The organism is Actinoplanes missouriensis 431, assembly GCF_000284295.1.
Taxonomy (GTDB): domain Bacteria; phylum Actinomycetota; class Actinomycetes; order Mycobacteriales; family Micromonosporaceae; genus Actinoplanes; species Actinoplanes missouriensis.
The window spans coordinates 4,052,700-4,070,000 of record NC_017093.1; the positions used below are offsets into that span (position 1 = coordinate 4,052,700).

Below are 17,301 nucleotides of genomic sequence, written 5' to 3' on the forward strand. Positions count from 1 at the left end.
GCTCCGGTGAAGCGCACCGCCCTGATCACCGGAGCGTCCTCGGGCATCGGCCTGGCCACCGCCCGCGCCCTCGCCGCCCGTGGCTACCGGGTCATCGGCACCAGCCGCGATCCGGCCGCGCTGGCCGAGACGCAGCGTGCCCCCGGCGTGGAGTACGTGCCGCTGGACCTGACCGACGACGACTCGATCGAGGCGCTCGCCGGCCTGCTCTCCGGCGTGGACGTGCTGGTCAACAACGCCGGGGAGAGTCAGTCCGGCCCGCTGGAGGAGTTGCCGTCCGACGCGCTGCGCCGGCTGTTCCAGATCAACGTGCTCGGCGCGGTCCGGCTCACCCAGCTGGCGCTGCCGGGCATGCGCGAGCGCCGCCACGGCCGGGTCGTCATGATCGGCTCGATGCTCGCGTCGTTCCCGCTCGCCTACCGCTCGTCCTATGTGGCGACCAAGGCGGCGATCAGGGGGTTCAGCGACGGGGCACGGCACGAGTGCTCGCCGTACGGGGTGTGGCTCACCACCGTCGAACCCGGCTCGATCAACACCGGGATCAGCGAGCGGCGGACCAGATACATCGCGCCGGACTCCCCGCACCGCGCGGAGTTCGACCGGATGCTGACCGCGCTGAACCGCAACGAGAGCGCCGGCATCACCGCCGACCGGGTCGCCGCGACGGTGCTGAAGGCGATCGATGCATCCCGGCCCAAGCCGCTCTACGCGGTCGGCAGCAACGCGCCGCTGGTGTTCGCGCTGCGCCGGATCATCCCGGCGACGCTGGCCGAGAAGGTCACACACCGCAAGCATGACCTGTCTCGATAGGATCACGGTCATGTCGATCGATACGCAGGCCGGCCCGACCCGTTGGTGGAACCGCGGTGGCTGAGGCCGGGACCGCAGCGCCCGCGCGGCGTGAACGCGACATCACCGGCTGGCTGATCACCCCGGTCGCCACGCTGGTCCTCGCGCCGCCGCTCACCATGATCCTCGGGATGGTGCTGCTGAACGGCGACAGCGCCCCGGCGATCTGTCACGACGTCGCGGTCGCCAACGGGTGCGAGGAGCTCACCCTCGGGCTGATCGGCGAGCACGTGGTCGTCTTCAGTCTGCTCTGGCTGGCGCTGTGGGCGCTGCCGTGGTGGCTGTCGCTGCGCCGGGTCCGCACGATCGTGGCCGTCGTCGCGGCGGTCGTGCTGCTGGCGATCCCGATCCGGATGGCCGGCGCCGACGACAGCGGCACCGCCGCGCCGGGGACGGCCCATACCGCCCGCTGACTCAAGCGCCGCCGCGCTGGGGGCCACCTACACCACCCGATGACTCAGAGGACGGCGCGGAACTCGGGCCAGGTTCCCCAGAACCGCTCCACCTCTTCGATGATCGGCTGCAGGGCGCTGGCGACCTCGCGGGGTACCGGCGTGCCGTCGTCCCAGCACGGCGCGGATGGCAGGTAGTAGAGGCCGCCGCGCACACCCGGCTCCACACCGAGCGTGATCACGTGACCGTCGAGTTCGAACTGCCGGGCGAACCGTCCGTGGCTGCGCAGGATCGCGCCACTGTGGTGTTGTGCCTCCTGGCGATGCAGTTCCCGGACCGTCATGACTCCTCCTCGGTGAACGGGGTGTGACCCCGGTAACAGTGGATACGCCGTGACCCTGTCAGCCGTTCACTACTGTGCGTAGCTATCGACGGAACTTGACTCCACCCGTCATACTCGCCCGGGTGCGGAGAAAGATCTTGATCGTGGCCGTCGCCGCAGCGATCGGCGCTCTTGCCCTGACCGGTCTCGTCCGGCCCTGGCGGGACGCGCCCGGCGACGTCGTGCCCGGTGATCTGGAACTGCCCTGGATGTGGCAGGCCACCGTCGGCATGGACGCGCCCGGCCGCGCGTCGATCCTGGCCGGCGGGGACACCCTCGGCTTCCGGGGCACCGACCTCTTCGACGCCGAAGGCAAGATCGCCGTGGTGGGCCGCGGCGGCGACTACCGCATGCTGCTGCACGGCGGCTGGGACACGGTCGCGGCGGGCGAGGACGTGCTGCTCTCCCCGGACGGCCGCCGCGTCGTGCGCCCGCCGGTCGATCAGGACAGTCTCGAGGTGATCGACCTGGAGAGCGGGCGGAGCACGTTCTACCCGCCGCCGGACTTCGCGGCCCCGCCGTCCTCCACCCAGGCGCCGGGATGGTCCGGGCCGGTCGCGTGGGCGCCGGACGGCAAGTCGGTGCTCGCCGAGGTCTACGCCGGCGACGACACCCACCTGGCGCTGCTCGACCTGGAGACGCGCGCCGTCCAGCCGATCGGCGAGCGCATCCTGCACTGGCAGCGGCGGACCGCCTCCCGGGCCGCGTTCGCTCCGGACGGCGGGCATCTCGCGATCTCGGCGGGGAATCAGGTGAGGCTCGTCGACCGTACCGGAAAGATGGTGTGGGCCGCCGACCTCGGCGACCGCGCCTATCTCGCCGGCGCCGGCGCGTTCACCCCCGACGGCTCCAAGATCGCGATCGCGGAGCTGGCCGGTTGCCTCGACGACTGCGACGCGGAAGCGCTCGCCGCCCGCAGCTGGACGGTCAGCTACCTCGACGCCGCCACCGGCAAGCCCGCCCCCGGGCCGTCCCTGGCCGCCGTCACCGGCAGCGCGATCCGGGCGCTCGGCTGGAGTCAGGGTCGTGACCTGGTGATCCTGCGCTACGAGCCGGAGGACGACGCCTACCGCGAGGCCCGCGCCGACGCCGCCCTGACCGAGTGGAACGACACCGGCTGGCAGGAGACCGCCCACATCACGCTGCTCGCCCTGCCCCCGTCCGGAACCGCCCGCACCCTGCTCGACCCGCCGGACGGCGTCCTCACCATGGACGTCTCCCAGGACCTCCTCCAGGCCGGCAGCTTCGGCGGCCCGACACCGGCGGCCGACCCGTTCCCGGCGCGCCCCATCATCTGGTGGACCCTGGCCCCCCTCGCCTGCCTGGCCGTCATCCTGACGCCCGCATTCTTCGCGGTCCGCCGGCGGCTCTCTTCCCGGTACGCCTGACCGCCCTCACGGTGGCGGCCGGCGCACCCGATCGGCTTCCGCGTGCGCCGGCCGCCCTGCCGCAGGAGGACGCCGGCCCCGCCGGCGCCTTGACAGTTCACATTCGACACAGGTTAATGGAAACACTGTTTCGGAGAGCGTTACGACCTTCTGGAGGTCCCGTGTCTCTGTCCCTGCGCCGTGCCCTAGCGGCGCTGGCCCTCACCGCCGCCACCCTCGTCGCCACCCCGCAGGCAGCCTCCGCGGCCGCCGCCGAGGTGGACGGCGAGATCTCCGTCCCGTGCTGGATCCACACCTACACACCGGACGCCGACTGGTATTTCCCCGCCACCACCAGCCCGAAGGCGCTCGTCTACCTGCAGCACGGCTTCTCCCGCTCGAACAACAACGTCGCCGACCTGGCCCGCGAGTATCAGGCGGCCGGCTTCCTCGTCTTCGCCCCGACGCTGCCGTCGGCCGACATCTACGGCTGCACGGTCAACAATCTCGGCAACAACACGGTGTTCCTGAAGAGCGTCGCCGGCTGGATCGGGACCGCGACCGATCCGAACGGCGCGCTCGCGAAGAGCTACGCCGCGGCGGCCAGGGCCGCCGGTCGCTCCGGCAGCACGCTGCCGGCCAGCTACGTCCTGGCCGGTCACTCGGCCGGCGGCGAGGCGGTCACCTATCTCGCCGATTCCCTGCGTACGGCCTACCCGAGCGCCTTCGCCGGCCTGAAGTACGTGCAGCTGCTCGACCCGGTGAAGTCCATCTTCGGCAGCAACATGGCGACCGGCCTGGCCGGGATCGCCGGGACCGGGCTGCCGATCCGTACCATCTCGTCGCCGCCGTATCTGGCGAACAGCAACGCGAGCGGAACCGTGCAGCTCACCACCGACCTGGACCGCGACTTCCTCGGGGTCCGGCTCACCACCGGCTCGCACTGTGACGCGGAGGGCTCGAGCACCAACGTCCTCTGCACGCTGACCGCCGGCACCTCGAAGGCGGCCAACGTGGCGGCCCTGCAGACCCTCGCCGTGAACTGGACGGCGGACGCGGTGGACGGCGTCACGACCGCTACCTATTACCCGGGCGGCGCCTATTACCAGAGCCTGCTCACCGGCGGCACGATCGTGACACTCAGCGGGAACTGACCAAAAACCGCCCGGCCGGTTAATCGCCCGCCGACCGGGCATCCCGTTACCATGACGAGTGAGATGAACGAGTTCGCCGTGGTCACCGGCGCGTCCAGCGGGATCGGCTATGAGCTGGCCCGCCAGTTCGCCGAGCACGGGTACGACCTGCTGATCACCGCCGAGGACACCGGGATCGACGACGCCGCGACCGACCTGCGACGCGACGGCGGCCACCAGACGGTCACCGCGGTCCGGGCGGACCTGGCCACCTTCGACGGGGTGGAGCAGCTCTACGCCGCGATCCTGGAGACCGGCCGCCCGGTCGACGCGCTCGCCCTGAACGCCGGGCGCGGGATCGGCGGCGACTTCACCCGGCAGACCGACCTGGAGGACGAGCTGAACGTGATCGACGTGAACATCACGTCGACCGTCCACCTGGCGAAGCGGGTGCTGCCCGACATGGTGGCCCGCGGTTCCGGCCAGGTGCTGTTCACCTCGTCGATCGCCTCCGAGATGCCCGGCACCTACCAGGCCGTCTACAACGCGTCGAAGTCGTTCGTCCAGTCGTTCGCCGAGGCCCTGCGTGCCGAACTGGAGGACACCGGCGTCTCGGTGACGTCGCTGATGCCCGGCCCGACCGACACCAACTTCTTCCACCGCGCCGAGATGGACGACACCCGGGTCGGCGCGAGCAAGAAGGACGACCCGGCGCTTGTCGCGAAGCAGGGCTTCGAGGCGATGATCAAGGAGAAGGAGAAGGTCGTCGCCGGCTCCTGGAAGACCAAGGCCCAGGGCGCCGGCTCCAAGGTCATGCCGGACCGCCTGAAGGCCGCCATGCACAGCAAGATGGCCGAACCGGGCTCGGCGAAGTCCTAGACCAGGCAGACATCCGGAAGCAGGAACCACCGGAGCTTCTCGAACGCCGGCGGCAGGCCGGGGTGAAAACCATCATCGGGTACGGGCGCAGCGCTCAGGATCGACTGAGCCTCCACCAGATATCCGGCGAGGTCGGCCTCGGCGGTGGACGGATCGGCGACGGGCGCGACGGGCGGCATCGTGACGGTGCCGTCCGCGTCCAGCCGCAGGTCCGCCAGGTGGACCGCGGGACGGGTGTGGCGCAGGTGGGTCCACCGGCCGGTACGCGGGTCGAACCGGTACTGCGGGAGCAGCCGGGCGCCGTACCGGGCGATCAGCAGCACCGCCTCGATCAGGTAATCGGCGGTGGCGTCCGCGATGAAGTAGTTGAAGTTGAGCCGGCTCCAGCCCGGCTTGATCCCCTCCCAGCCGCCGACGATCTCGCCACGGAACTCCCGGGAGTGCGACTCGTCGATGCCGAGCAGCCGGTGCCCGTACGGGCCGGCGCATGAGCACCCGCTGCGCGCCTGCACCCCGAAGAGGTCGTTGAGCAGGGCCGCCACGAAGTTGTGGTGCAGGTGGCGCTCGCCGGCCCGGATCTGGAAGGAGACGATCGAGAGCCGGTCGGCGTCCGGGTCGCCGAGGATCTCGATGGCCGGCTCGGCGCGCCAGCGCTCACGGGCGCGCCGCCAGAGGGCGCGTTCCCGTCCCTCGATCAGGTCGGTGCCGACGGCCTCCTTGACCGCGAAGACCAGGCCGGCCCGGATCGACTCGACGATCGCCGGGGTGCCGCCCTCCTCCCGGGCGACCGGGTCGGAGAGGTAGCGGTGGCCGGACGGGTCGACGTACGCCACGGTCCCGCCGCCGGGGATCACCGGCACCCGGTTGGTCAGCAGCCTTCGGTCCACCACCAGCACGCCGGGCGTCTGCGGTCCACCGGCGAACTTGTGCGGGGAGAGGAAGACGGCGTCCTTGTCGTCCATGGTGATCGGCACGTACGGCCCGGCTGCCGCGTAGTCCCAGACCGACAGGGCGCCGTGCTCGCGCAGCACCCGGGAGACCGCAGCGGTGTCGGTGCGGATACCCGTCACGTTGGAGGCGGCGGAGAAGCTGCCGACCCGCAACGGCCGGTCCGCGTAGGCCAGCAGCGCCGCGCGCAACGCGTCCAGGTCGACGTGCCCGGTGTGGTCGGACTCGATCTCGACGACGTCGGCGATCGACTCCCGCCACGGCAGCTCGTTGGAATGGTGCTCGTAGGGCCCGACGAAGACGACCGGGCGGTCCGCCGCCGGAATGTGGGCGCTCAGACCGTACCCGTCGTCGAGGTTCTCCGGGATGCGCAGGCCGAGGATGCCGACCAGCTTGGCCACCGCCGCCGTCGCCCCGGACCCGCAGAAGATCACGACATGGTCGGGGCCGGCGTTGACGCTGCGGTGGATGATCGAGCGCGCCTCCTCGCGCAGCGCCCCGGTCTGCGCGCCGGTCGCGGACGCCTCGGTGTGCGTGTTGGCGTAGCGGGTCAGCACCTGGTCGCGGATGAAGTCCTCGATGAAGTCGAGGGCCTGCCCGGAGGCGGTGTAGTCGGCGTACGTGATCCGCCGCGGCCCGAACGGCCCGTCCAGCACCTGCCCGGTGCCGGCCAGCCCGTCCCGGATTCGTTCCAGCATCCCCATGGCTACGTCCTCTCCTCGCAGGGCGGACGTTACCCGGTTTCGCGCCGGACGTTAACGCCCGTTCAGGCGGAGTGACGCGGGATCAGGGTGGGTTCGTAGATCACCGAGGTGACCCGGGCCGACGGATCGTCGATGCTGGTCAGCAGCAGCCGGGCGGCCTCGGCGGACATGTCCTCCAGCGGGTGCCGGACCGTGGTGAGCGCCGGGCGGGCGGCGAGCGCGGCGCTGCTGTCGTCGAATCCGACCACCGCCACGTCGTCCGGCACCCGCCGGCCGGCGTCGCGGAGCACCAGCAGCGCGCCGAGGGCCATCAGGTCGTTCGCCACGAAGACGCCGTCGGTCCCCGGGTGGTCGGCGAGCAGCGTCCGCATCGCCGCCGATCCGCTCTCCTGGGTGAGGTTGCCCGCGGCGGAGGGCACCCAGGCGTGCCCGTGGCGGGCCATCGCGCGGCGGAATCCGGAGATCCGGTCGGCGCTCGCCGGCACCTCGGGCGGACCGGTGATCAGCGCCGGCCGGCGGCACCCGCGATCGGCCAGGCGGGCGGCGGCCAGCTCGGCGCCGGCCGAGTTGTCCAGGTCGACGTAGCTGACCGGGACCGGCTCGGCGGGCCGGCCGATCAGCACGGCCGGGATGCCGGCCTCGGCGAGCAGGCGGGGCAGCGGGTCGCGGGCCGGCAGGGAGAGCACCACGGCGCCGTCGGCCTGGCCGTTGCGCAGGTCGCCGACGAGCCGCTTGTGCCCGTCGGCGCCGACCATCTGCAGGGCCAGCTGCACACCGGCCGGGCGCAGCACGCTCATCAGCCCGCCGACGACCCGCCCGAAATAGGGATCGCTGAAGAACCGGCTCATGAACGGGTCGTCGTCGTGGGTCTCGGAGTCGGAGACGACCAGGGCGACCGTGCCGGTGCGGCGGGTCACCAGGGAGCGGGCCAGCCTGTTCGGCACGTACCCGGTCTGGTCGACAGCCGTCCACACCTGCCGGTGGAGCTCGGGATCGACGTTGCGGATGCCGTTGATGACGCGGGAGACGGTTGCGCGCGAGACACCCGCCACGCGGGCCACGTCCTCGAGCGTGGGCAGCCGGTGACTCTGCATGACCGCAGTTATAGCACGCGGAGAGCGCTTTCCGGGGACCCGTCTCCGGGCCGCCGGAGCCCGGTTCCGGAACCGGGAAGTCATTGACGGGTGTGATATCGGAGCCCACGATGGGAAAGCGCTCTCCAAGTCTCCGATCCGCTCTCATCCCCGAGGAGACACCGTGCGACAACGAATCCTGGCGCCCCTCGGCGTCACCGTCCTGGCGGCCGCACTGCTGGTCGCCGCCAACCAGTCCGCGCAGGCCGCGGACACCCTGCTCTCCCAGGGGCGGCCCGCCCTCGCCTCCTCCGTGGAGAACGGCGAAGCACCGGCCGTCGCCGCCGTCGATGGCCGTCCCGACACCCGCTGGGGCAGCCAGTGGGCCGATCCGCAGTGGATCCGCGTCGACCTCGGCGCCACCGCGGCGATCACCCGCGTCGTCCTGCACTGGGAGACGGCCTACGCGAAGGCGTACCAGATCCAGACCTCGGCCGACGGTGCCGCCTGGACCACGATCCTGTCCAGGACCGGCGGCGCGGGCGGGACCGAGACGCTCACGGTGAGCGGATCCGGGCGTTACGTCCGGCTGCTCGGGACGCAGCGCGGCACCGGCTACGGTTACTCGCTGTTCGAGTTCCAGGTCTTCGGGACGTCCTCGGCCACCCCGCAACCCACCGACGGGCCGGGGTACGTCCACGCCAGTCCACCGGTCACCGGTGTCGTGCCGTCCACCGCGACCCCGCCGGCCCAGAACCCGCCGGTCACCCATCGTGAGTTCCAGGCGAACTGCTCGGTGAGCCGGACCAACCTGAACGACGACCCGATCGTCTTCCCGCGGCTGCCCGGCGCCTCGCACTCGCACACCTTCATGGGCAACCGCACCACGAACGCGAACTCGACCCTGGAGACCCTGCAGGCCGGAGGCACGTCGTGCATCACGCCCGGTGACAAGACCGGCTACTGGATGCCGACGCTTCTCAACGGCGACCAGGCGGTCCAGCCGGACGGCCCGCAGGTCATCTACTACAAGAGCGGCGTGATCGACTACCGCAGTGTGCGGCCGTTCCCGCCGGGCCTGCGCTACGTGGTCGGCAGCCCGGCCGCCACGCTCGACGAGTTCCGCTACGCCCCCGGTGCGGTCGAGGGCTTCGAGTGCGGCAACAGCGCGTTCAACTGGGACATCCCGGCGACCTGCCCGGCCGGCACCCAGCTGAACGTCCGCTACGCGGCGCCGAGCTGCTGGAACGGTCTCCATCTGGACACGCCCGACCACAAGAGCCACATGTCGTACCCGGTCAACGGGGTCTGCCCGGCCTCACACCCGGTCGCCGTGCCGATGATCGAGTTCAAGATGGCGTGGCCGGTCAGCGGGAACATGTCGGCGGTGCGGTTCTCCAGTGGACGCGGATATTCGTTCCACTACGACGTCTACAACGTCTGGGATCCGCCGACGCTCGCCGCGCTGGTGCGGCACTGCATCAACGGCGGCCTGCAGTGCAATCCGCGCGGATTCGACCTGTACAAGCCGGAGCGCGGTGCCGCGCTGAACGAGAACTACGAATTGCCGTAACAGTTGTCATGGGGGCCCGGAATGCCGGGTCCCCATTTTTTCCAGAGCGTATTCCGCGGTGGCCTTCATGGTGTTCGCGACCGTGACGACCTGCTGCGGGCTGCCGTTTTTCAGCAGCGAGCCGATCAGGTTCAGGCACTGCCGCAGGTGGGCCTCGAGGTGGCCGCGGATCAGCGCGTCGAAGGCGGCGCCGGTGGTCGCGGCCGCCTCGGTGATCTGCTCGGGCATCACCATGCCGGGCATCGGCATGCCCTGGTGCGGGTTCCCGGCGGGGAGTCCCGCAGCGTCGTGGAGTTCGCGCAGGGCCGCCAGTTCCTTGTGGGTACGGGTCCTGACCTGCTCTGTCAGCTCCCGCAGGGCGGGGCTGGCCGTGCGTGAGGGGGTCAGGTCGAGCAGGGGGAGGAGTTGCTCGTCCATGGCGATGCTGATCTCGATCCACGCGGAGTCGGTGGTGGAGAACGCGGGCGAGGGCGGCGTGGTGAGCGTGGCCGAGCTCGGCGGCGTGGTGGCGGACATGCCCGGCGGCGTGGTCGCCGACGTGCCCGGCGGCTTTTCCGGGTGCTCGGCGCAGGCGGCGAGAGCGGAAGTGAGGGTTACCGCGAGAAATGCCCGGCGATTGATCGGCACCCGCGCAGTGTCCAGTTCCGGAACCGTCGATGTCAATGCTTTCTATTGACGACCGGCAACATCGGCGAAACAATCGCGGCACTTGGAGAGCGCTTTCCCTGCCCCTTCCTGAATTGGTGCGATCATGAGTAAACGGCTGCCCCTTCTCATCGCGCTCGTCGCCACACTCCTCGGATCGGCGGCGGTCACCCCGGCGCGTGCCGCCGCCGTCCCGCAGTCCCGTGCCGCCGCCGTCCTGCAGTCCCGTGCCGCGGACGTTCTGCTGTCCCAGGGGCGGCCCGCCCTCGCGTCGTCACAGGAGGGCGACGCCTGGGCCGCCGCCAACGCCGTCGACGGCGACGCCGGGACCCGGTGGTCGAGCCGGTTCGCCGATCCCGCCACCGCCGACAAACAGTGGATCAGGGTCGACCTCGGCGCGGTCACCACGGTCACCAGGGTGGTCCTGCAGTGGGAGGGCGCGTACGGAAAATCGTACGAAATCCAGACCTCGAACGACGGCAGCACCTGGACCACGATCAAGGCCGTCGGCAATGGTGCCGGAGGCGCCGAGACGCACGACGTCACCGGGAGCGGGCGTTATGTCCGGCTGAACGCGACAGCGCGGGGGACCGGGTACGGCTACTCGCTCTGGGAGTTCCAGGTGTTCGGGGGCACCACACCGGCCCAGGACACGTTCACCACGGTCTGGAGCGACACGTTCGACGGGCCCGCGAACACCGGCCCGAGCAGCGCGAACTGGCTGACGCGGACCGGCACGCAGTACCCGGGTGGCGCCGCGAACTGGGGGACCGGCTCGGTCGAGACGGCCAGCGACGCGACGGCGAACGTCGCCCTCGACGGCTCCGGCAAGCTGGCGATCACGGCGATCCGTGACGGCGGCGGCAGGTGGACGTCGGGACGCATCGAGACGCAGCGCAGTGATTTCACGCCGCAGCGCGGTGAGCAGCTGAAGTTCCGCGCGGTGCTGAAACAGCCGAGCGTGGCGAACGGTCTCGGATACTGGCCGGGATTCCGGGCCACGGGTGCGGCGTACCGGGGGAACTACACGAACTGGCCCGGTGTCGGCGAGACCGACATCATGACCGACGTGAACGGGCGCGGGCAGCTCGCGCAGACGCTGCACTGCGGGACGGCGCCGGGCGGGGTCTGCAACGAGTACGACGGGCGGACGTCCGGATTCGCGAGTTGCGACGGCTGTCAGAGCGGCTATCACGAGTACACGCAGGTCATCGACCGGACGAAGACCGACGAGGAGATCAGGTTCTATCTCGACGGGCGGCAGACGTGGGTGGTCCGCGAGTCGCAGGTCGGTGTGGCGGCGTGGCAGGCGGCCGTGCATCACGGGTTCTATCTGCGGCTCGATCTGGCGATCGGCGGGTCGTTGTCGAACGCGCTCAACAACGGACGGACGACGCCGGTGGCGGGAACGACGTCGGGTGGGGTGCTCAGTGTTGACGAGGTGTCGGTATCGAAGAGCTCGGCAGTGCCCATCAAGGTTGAGCCGGTCATGGTTGATCCGCCGGTGCCGGCCGGTCCCAGCGTCGTCAAGGTGACGGGCACGCCCGGCGACTGGCAGTTGACTGTCAACGGTTCGCCGTGGGTGGTCAACGGGTTGACATATGGACCGCCACAGAATGCAGCTGACGGATACATACGAGATCTCGTCAACATGGGCGTCAACACGATCCGCATCTGGGGACCGGACGCCGCGACGCCGGCGCTGCTCGACACCGCGGCACGTCACGGCGTCAAGGTCGTCGTCGGGTTGTGGCTCAATCACGGTGCCGACTATGTCAACGACACCGCGTACAAGACCGCGGTGAAAGCCGAGATCGTCGCCAAGGTCAACGAGCTCAAGGGACGGCAGGGTGTCCTGCTCTGGGATGTCGGCAACGAGGTCATCCTGGAGATGCAGAACTACGGGTTGACGGCCGAGGTCGTCGAGGCGCGACGGGTCGCGTACGCCAAGTTCGTCAACGAGATCGCGGTGGCGATCCACGCGGCCGACCCGAACCACCCGGTCACGTCGACGGACGCGTACACGCACGCCTGGACGTACTACAAGCCGCACGCGCCGGCGCTCGATCTGCTCGCGGTCAACTCGTACGGGGCGATCGACACGGTCAAGCGTGACTGGATCGCCGGCGGCTACACCAAGCCGTACATCCTCACCGAGGGTGGACCGGCGGGGGAGTGGGAGGTGCCGGGTGACGTGAACGGGGTGCCGTCCGAGCCGTCCGACCTGGCCAAGAAGGCGGCCTATCAGCACAGCTGGAACGCGATCAAGGGGCATCCCGGGGTGGCGCTCGGCGCGACGCTGTTCCACTACGGCCTGGAGAATGACTTCGGCGGCGTCTGGCTGAACACGACGACCGGCGGATGGCGGCGGCTGGGCTATCACGCGGTGCGGTCCGCCTACACCGGGCAGGACGCGCCGAACACGTCTCCGGAGATCACCGCGATGTCGGTGAGTGATCAGACGTCGGTGCCGGCGGGGGGAACGTTCACCGTCAACGTGACCGCCGCTGATCCGCAGGGCGATCTTCTTCGCTACAACCTGATGGCCAGTGACAAGCACATCACCGGCAATCGCGGGCTCAGCCATCTGACGTTCACCCCGACCGGATCAGGATCTTTCACGGTACGGGCGCCGGAGGCGCTCGGCGTCTGGAAGGTCTACGTCTACGTGTACGACGGGCACGGCAACGTGGGTATCGAGCAGCGCTCGTTCCGCGTCGTCCCGCCGGCCGCTCCCGGTGTCGATCTGTCCCGTGGCAAGGCCGTCAGCGCGTCGAGTCATCAACCGACCGGGGCGAACGGGCCGCAGTTGCCGTCGTATGCCGTCGACGGTGATTACGGCACGCGATGGGCGAGTGAATGGGTCGACACGGCGTGGCTGCAGGTGGATCTCGGCTCGGTGCAGTCGTTCAACAGGGTGCGTCTGGCGTGGGAGACGGCGTACGCGTCGGCGTACACGATCCAGGTGTCCGACGACGGGGTGAACTTCCGGACAATCCACATCCAGTCAAGTAGTGATGGTGGATTCGACGAGTTGACTGTATCGGCGTCAAGTCGATACGTCCGCGTCAACATGACGGGTCGCGCGACGGCGTGGGGCTACTCGCTCTACGAGTTCGGCGTCTATCGCACGTGACGCTCGCGGCATGAGGGCGCTCGTAGGTTCCGGAACCTGCGGGCGCTCCGCGTCACCCGTATCGCAATGACCTGGCCCTATGCCATTGACGCTACCCGTGAAAGCGCTTCCCGGGCATTTCCCGAGCATTGACAGCCTTCACCGCCCGGTTCACAGTGACCACCAAGAGAGCGCTTTCACGCACCGTTCCCCCCATCCCCGAGGAGTCCCGCATGCGTCGCCTCTTACTGCCCGCCGCCCTCACCGGCCTGCTCACCGCGTTCCTCGTCGTCCCCGCGGCCGTCCCCGCAGCAGCCGCCGAAGTCCTCGTCTCGCAGAACAAGCCCGCCACCGCCTCGTCCAGCGAATGGGCCGGCACCCCCGCCGCCGCCGCGGTCGACGGCGACAACGGCACCCGCTGGTCCAGCGCGTTCGCCGCCACCCAGTGGTTCCAGGTCGATCTGGGCGCGTCCACCGCGGTCAGCCGGGTCGCGATCAACTGGGAGGCGGCCTACGCGAAGGCCTTCACCCTGCAACTCTCCGACAACGGCACGACCTGGACGAACGCCTACGCCACGACCACGGCCACCGGCGGTCGGCAGAGCATCCCGCTCAGCGGAACCGCCCGCTATGTCCGGCTCAACCTGACCCAGCGAGCCCTGGAGGCGTACGGATACTCCTTCTGGGAGTTCCAGGTCTACGCCGGTTCGACGACTACTCCGGGCGGCGGTGGCCTGCTGTCGTACGCGAAACCTGCCCGCGCCTCGTCCGAGCAGAACGACCCGCAGTGCAACCCGTGCACCGCCGACAAGGCGTTCGACAACGACCCGGCCAGCCGCTGGGCGACCAGTCCCACCACCGGCTGGGTCGACCCCGGCTGGATCCAGGTCGACCTGGGTGCCACCGCCCAGATCAGCCAGGTGGTGCTCCAGTGGGACCCGGCGTACGCCCGCGCGTACCAGATCCAGGTCTCCGGGGACGGCACCACCTGGTCGACCATCTATGCCACGACCACCGGTGACGGGTTGAAGGACGTCGTCAATGCAAGCGGTACGGGCCGCTACGTGCGGATGTACGGCACCGCCCGCAGCAGCACCTACGGATACTCCCTCTGGGAGTTCAGCGTCTACGGCACCGGTGGTAGCCCGGCCGCGCCGCCCGCCAAGCCGGCCGACCCGGTCTTCCCGGCGGCCCGGCTGGTCTTCGCCGACGAGTTCAACGGCGCGGCCGGCAGCAAGCCGGACACCGCCAAGTGGACGTACGACCCGGGCGTACCGCAGAACGGCGAGGTGCAGTACTACACGCCGAACAGTGAGAACGCCTCGATGAACGGCACCGGTCAGCTCGTCGTCGAGGCGCGCCGGCAGGACTACCAGGGCCGGCAGTACACCTCGCACCGGATGAACACGAGCACCACGTTCCACGTCCAGTACGGCCGGATCGAGGCGCGGATCAAGGTGCCGAAGGGCAACGGGCTGTGGCCGGCGTTCTGGATGATGGGCGAGGACTTCCTGCAGGGCCGGCCGTGGCCGTACAACGGCGAGATCGACATCATGGAGGTCCTCGGCCGCAACACCAGCGAGGCGTACTCGACGCTGCACGCGCCGGCCTACAACGGCGCCGGGGGGTACGGCCAGAGGTACGCCACGGCCGACCTGTCCCAGGACTTCCACACGTGGGCCGCCGAGTGGGACAGCAAGGGCATCCGGTTCTTCCTCGACAATGCCCTGGTCTTCACCGCGGACAAGGAGACCGTGGAGAACACGCGTGGCCCGTGGATCTACGACCACAAGTTCTACCTGATCCTCAACCTGGCCGTCGGCGGTGACTTCCCGGGGCCGATCGACACGACGACCCCGTTCCCGTCCCGGATGCTCGTCGACTACGTGCGGGTGTACCAATGAGGCGCCTGCCCGCCCGGCCACCGGTGATCGTGCGGAAGCCGCGGCACGTCATGCGGAGTCCGATCATCAAGTGCGGGACCGGCGGGCGCCCCTGAGAGATAGCCTCATCACTGGTGCAAAAGGGGCCTTTCAGATTGTTGGGTACAGGGCCGCGAGCAGCGGCCCGCCAGGCCGGCGTCCTGATCATGGTCGCCGGCCTGCTCGCCCTGCTCGGCATCCTGAACGATCCCGGTCACGCCGACCGCCTCGTGATCGTCGCGATCTGTGACTTCGTCCTCGCCGCCGTTGCGCTGTCCCTACCCTGGACCGGCCTGCAACCGGCGCTCATCGGAGTGGCCGGATTCGCCGTCATCGGCATCTCCACCTGGTCCTTCGGCGGAGTCGCCACCGGAACCGGACCCTTCCTGGTGCTCCTCTACGCATGGGCGGCGCTGCACTTCCCGCGCTGGATCCTGCTCGCCTACCTGGTGCCGGCGACCCTCGCCTACCTCGTGCCCCTGATCATCACCGGTCAGCCGCCGATGGTGATCGGCAGCGCGTCCGTGCTGATGCCGATCGCGATCACGGTGGCGCTGCTGATCGAGGCGCAGGCCCGGCACCTGCGCGACGACCGGGAGCGGCTGGCCCGCATCGAACAGTGGCGCTCCGGCATGGTCAGCACCCTCGCGCACGACATCCGGGGCCCGCTCAGCATCGTCCGCAACGTTCTCGAGGAACTCCAGTTCACCGTCACCCCGGACGACCAGAAGATGCTCGACGCGGCGCTGCGGCAGACCGACCGGATGTCCCGCCTCGCCGACGGCCTGCTCGACCTCGACCGCATCGACAGCTCCGGCCACCTCAGGCTCGACCGCGCCACGCACCCGGCGACCGCCCTGGTGAAGGACGCGCTCACCTACGTCCGGGCCGACGCCGACATCCGGTTCGACATCGATGAAACCCTTCTTCTGTACGTCGACAAGCAGCGCTTCGAGCAGATCCTGCTGAACCTGGTGACGAACGCCCTGCGGTACGGCAAGCCACCGGTGATCGTCCGGATCACCCGCACCGGCACGGCCGACCGTCTCGAGGTCCGCGACCACGGGCCGGGCATCCCGGACGAGCTGCGGACCCGGCTGTTCGGCCAGTTCGCGGTCGGTGGCCCGCAGGGCGTCGGGCTCGGCCTGTGGATCGTGCGGCAGCTCGCGGAGGCGCACGGCGGCACCGCTGTCGCCGAGGCGCGCGACCCCGGGGTGGCGATGGTGGTCGAGTTTCCCCTACAACAGACTCCATGATCTCGCGACCGCGGCAGCCGACGATGGACCAGGTGGCGGCCGCGGCCGGGGTCTCCCGGGCCACCGTCTCCCGCGTCATGAACAACGCGGCCTCGGTGGCCCCCGCGATCCGCGAGGCCGTCCAGCGAGCGATCGCCGAGACGGGGTACGTTCCGAACGTCGCCGCCCGCAGCCTGGTGACCCGCCGTTCCAACTCGGTGGCTCTGGTGATCAGCGAACCGGACCGCCCCGACGACCACTCGTTCCTCAACCGGATCTTCACCGACCCGTACTTCGGCCGGGTGACCGCGGGCGCGACGGGTGACCTGCGCCCGCACGACGTACACCTGGTGGTGGTTCCCACCGACGTGGCGGATCATCACCAGGTGGTTCGCTACCTGCGGCAGGGCCACGTCGACGGCGTCCTGCTGATCAGCAGCAACGAGCACGACCCGTTGCCGGCGCAGGTGCACGCGCTGGGCATCCCGGCGGTGCTGTCGTCGCGCCCGGCCGGCCCGCTGCCGGTCAGCTACGTCGACGTCGACCAGCGGCGCGGTGCCGGGCTCGCCGCCGCGCACCTGCTCTCCCGGGGCTGCCGCCGGCTGGCCACGATCAACGGTCCGCTCGACATCCCGGCCGGCTCGGAACGCCTGGAGGGCTTCCGGGCTCACCTGGCCGATCCCGCGATCCCTGACGTGACCGGCATCCCCGCCGTGACCGGCATCCCCGCGGCGACCGGCCACTTCACCCGCGCCGGTGGGGAGGCCGCCGCGCACGCGCTGCTCGACGCGCACCCGTCGATCGACGGGCTGTTCGTGGCGAGTGACCTGATGGCCGAGGGCGCGCTGCGGGCCGTCCAGGACCGCGGCCGCCGGGTGCCGCAGGACATCGCCGTGGTGGGGTTCGACGATTCGAGCGCGGCGCTGGAGTGCCGCCCGCTGCTGACCACGGTCCGCCAGCCGGTCGAGGAGATGGCCGCCGAGATGGCCGAGCTGCTGCTGGCCCACATCGCCACACCCACCCGTTCCCCCCGGTCGGTGATCTTTCAGCCCACCCTGGTGATCCGGCAGTCCGCGTGAAGCC

The 17,301-nt window shown here is 70.2% G+C and carries 15 protein-coding genes; 11 read left to right on the top strand and 4 right to left on the bottom strand.

Annotation, left to right across the window (positions count from 1 at the left end):
• Nucleotides 1-6 precede the first annotated feature (6 nt).
• Complete coding sequence (locus AMIS_RS19035; protein WP_014443981.1) at nt 7-810, top strand: SDR family oxidoreductase; 804 nt, start codon at nt 7-9, stop codon at nt 808-810.
• Nucleotides 811-866: 56 nt separating this feature from the next.
• Nucleotides 867-1,262 carry a hypothetical protein gene (locus AMIS_RS19040; protein WP_014443982.1) on the top strand — a complete coding sequence of 132 codons (396 nt, stop codon included), beginning with the start codon at nt 867-869 and terminating at the stop codon, nt 1,260-1,262.
• A gap of 44 nt (nt 1,263-1,306) precedes the next feature.
• Here the strand turns inward: AMIS_RS19040 and AMIS_RS19045 are convergent, their stop codons facing one another.
• Nucleotides 1,307-1,585 (bottom strand): hypothetical protein, encoded by a 279-nt coding sequence (locus AMIS_RS19045; RefSeq protein WP_014443983.1) that lies wholly within the window; start codon nt 1,583-1,585, stop codon nt 1,307-1,309.
• 122 nt (nt 1,586-1,707) lie between these two features.
• Here AMIS_RS19045 and AMIS_RS19050 point away from each other — a divergent pair, with 122 nt between their 5' ends.
• The 3 genes from AMIS_RS19050 to AMIS_RS19060 all read left to right on the top strand — a co-directional run bounded on the left by AMIS_RS19050 (nt 1,708) and on the right by AMIS_RS19060 (nt 5,003).
• Entirely contained in the window at nt 1,708-3,012 is a 1,305-nt protein-coding gene (locus AMIS_RS19050) for a WD40 repeat domain-containing protein (RefSeq protein WP_014443984.1), read from the top strand.
• Between the two features lie 161 nt (nt 3,013-3,173).
• Nucleotides 3,174-4,145, top strand: a complete 972-nt coding sequence (locus tag AMIS_RS19055) for an alpha/beta fold hydrolase (protein WP_014443985.1) — start codon at nt 3,174-3,176, stop codon at nt 4,143-4,145.
• A 51-nt stretch (nt 4,146-4,196) separates the two neighbouring features.
• The gene (locus tag AMIS_RS19060; RefSeq protein ID WP_014443986.1) at nt 4,197-5,003 is read left to right on the top strand and encodes an SDR family NAD(P)-dependent oxidoreductase; all 807 of its coding nucleotides are present in this window, start codon (nt 4,197-4,199) and stop codon (nt 5,001-5,003) included.
• On the opposite strand, the gene AMIS_RS19065 is transcribed toward AMIS_RS19060, so the two are convergent.
• Nucleotides 5,000-6,655 (bottom strand): aminotransferase class V-fold PLP-dependent enzyme, encoded by a 1,656-nt coding sequence (locus AMIS_RS19065; RefSeq protein WP_014443987.1) that lies wholly within the window; start codon nt 6,653-6,655, stop codon nt 5,000-5,002. The genes AMIS_RS19060 and AMIS_RS19065 overlap by 4 nt on opposite strands.
• Nucleotides 6,656-6,717: 62 nt before the next feature.
• Nucleotides 6,718-7,749, bottom strand: coding sequence for a LacI family DNA-binding transcriptional regulator (locus AMIS_RS19070; RefSeq protein WP_014443988.1), 1,032 nt, complete (start codon nt 7,747-7,749; stop codon nt 6,718-6,720).
• 163 nt (nt 7,750-7,912) lie between these two features.
• Between AMIS_RS19070 and AMIS_RS19075 the strand changes: the two genes are divergently transcribed.
• Nucleotides 7,913-9,301: a DUF1996 domain-containing protein gene (locus tag AMIS_RS19075; protein ID WP_014443989.1), complete on the top strand. Its 1,389-nt coding sequence runs from the start codon at nt 7,913-7,915 to the stop codon at nt 9,299-9,301.
• Between the two features lie 6 nt (nt 9,302-9,307).
• On the opposite strand, the gene AMIS_RS19080 is transcribed toward AMIS_RS19075, so the two are convergent.
• Nucleotides 9,308-9,718: a DUF305 domain-containing protein gene (locus tag AMIS_RS19080; protein ID WP_014443990.1), complete on the bottom strand. Its 411-nt coding sequence runs from the start codon at nt 9,716-9,718 to the stop codon at nt 9,308-9,310.
• On the opposite strand from AMIS_RS19080, the gene AMIS_RS43400 reads away from it, so the two are divergent.
• The 5 genes from AMIS_RS43400 to AMIS_RS19100 all read left to right on the top strand — a co-directional run bounded on the left by AMIS_RS43400 (nt 9,717) and on the right by AMIS_RS19100 (nt 17,297).
• Nucleotides 9,717-9,977: a hypothetical protein gene (locus AMIS_RS43400; RefSeq protein ID WP_014443991.1), complete on the top strand. Its 261-nt coding sequence runs from the start codon at nt 9,717-9,719 to the stop codon at nt 9,975-9,977. The genes AMIS_RS19080 and AMIS_RS43400 overlap by 2 nt on opposite strands.
• Before the next feature lie 75 nt (nt 9,978-10,052).
• Entirely contained in the window at nt 10,053-13,082 is a 3,030-nt protein-coding gene (locus AMIS_RS19085; RefSeq protein WP_014443992.1) for a discoidin domain-containing protein, read from the top strand.
• Nucleotides 13,083-13,294: 212 nt separating this feature from the next.
• On the top strand, nt 13,295-14,965 hold the full coding sequence (locus tag AMIS_RS19090) for a discoidin domain-containing protein (protein WP_014443993.1): 1,671 nt from the start codon (nt 13,295-13,297) through the stop codon (nt 14,963-14,965).
• Nucleotides 14,966-15,099: 134 nt separating this feature from the next.
• Nucleotides 15,100-16,239 (top strand): sensor histidine kinase, encoded by a 1,140-nt coding sequence (locus tag AMIS_RS19095; RefSeq protein WP_231859344.1) that lies wholly within the window; start codon nt 15,100-15,102, stop codon nt 16,237-16,239.
• Nucleotides 16,236-17,297 carry a LacI family DNA-binding transcriptional regulator gene (locus AMIS_RS19100; RefSeq protein WP_014443995.1) on the top strand — a complete coding sequence of 354 codons (1,062 nt, stop codon included), beginning with the start codon at nt 16,236-16,238 and terminating at the stop codon, nt 17,295-17,297. The genes AMIS_RS19095 and AMIS_RS19100 overlap by 4 nt, the downstream gene beginning before the upstream one ends.
• The last annotated feature ends 4 nt before the right edge of the window (nt 17,298-17,301 follow it).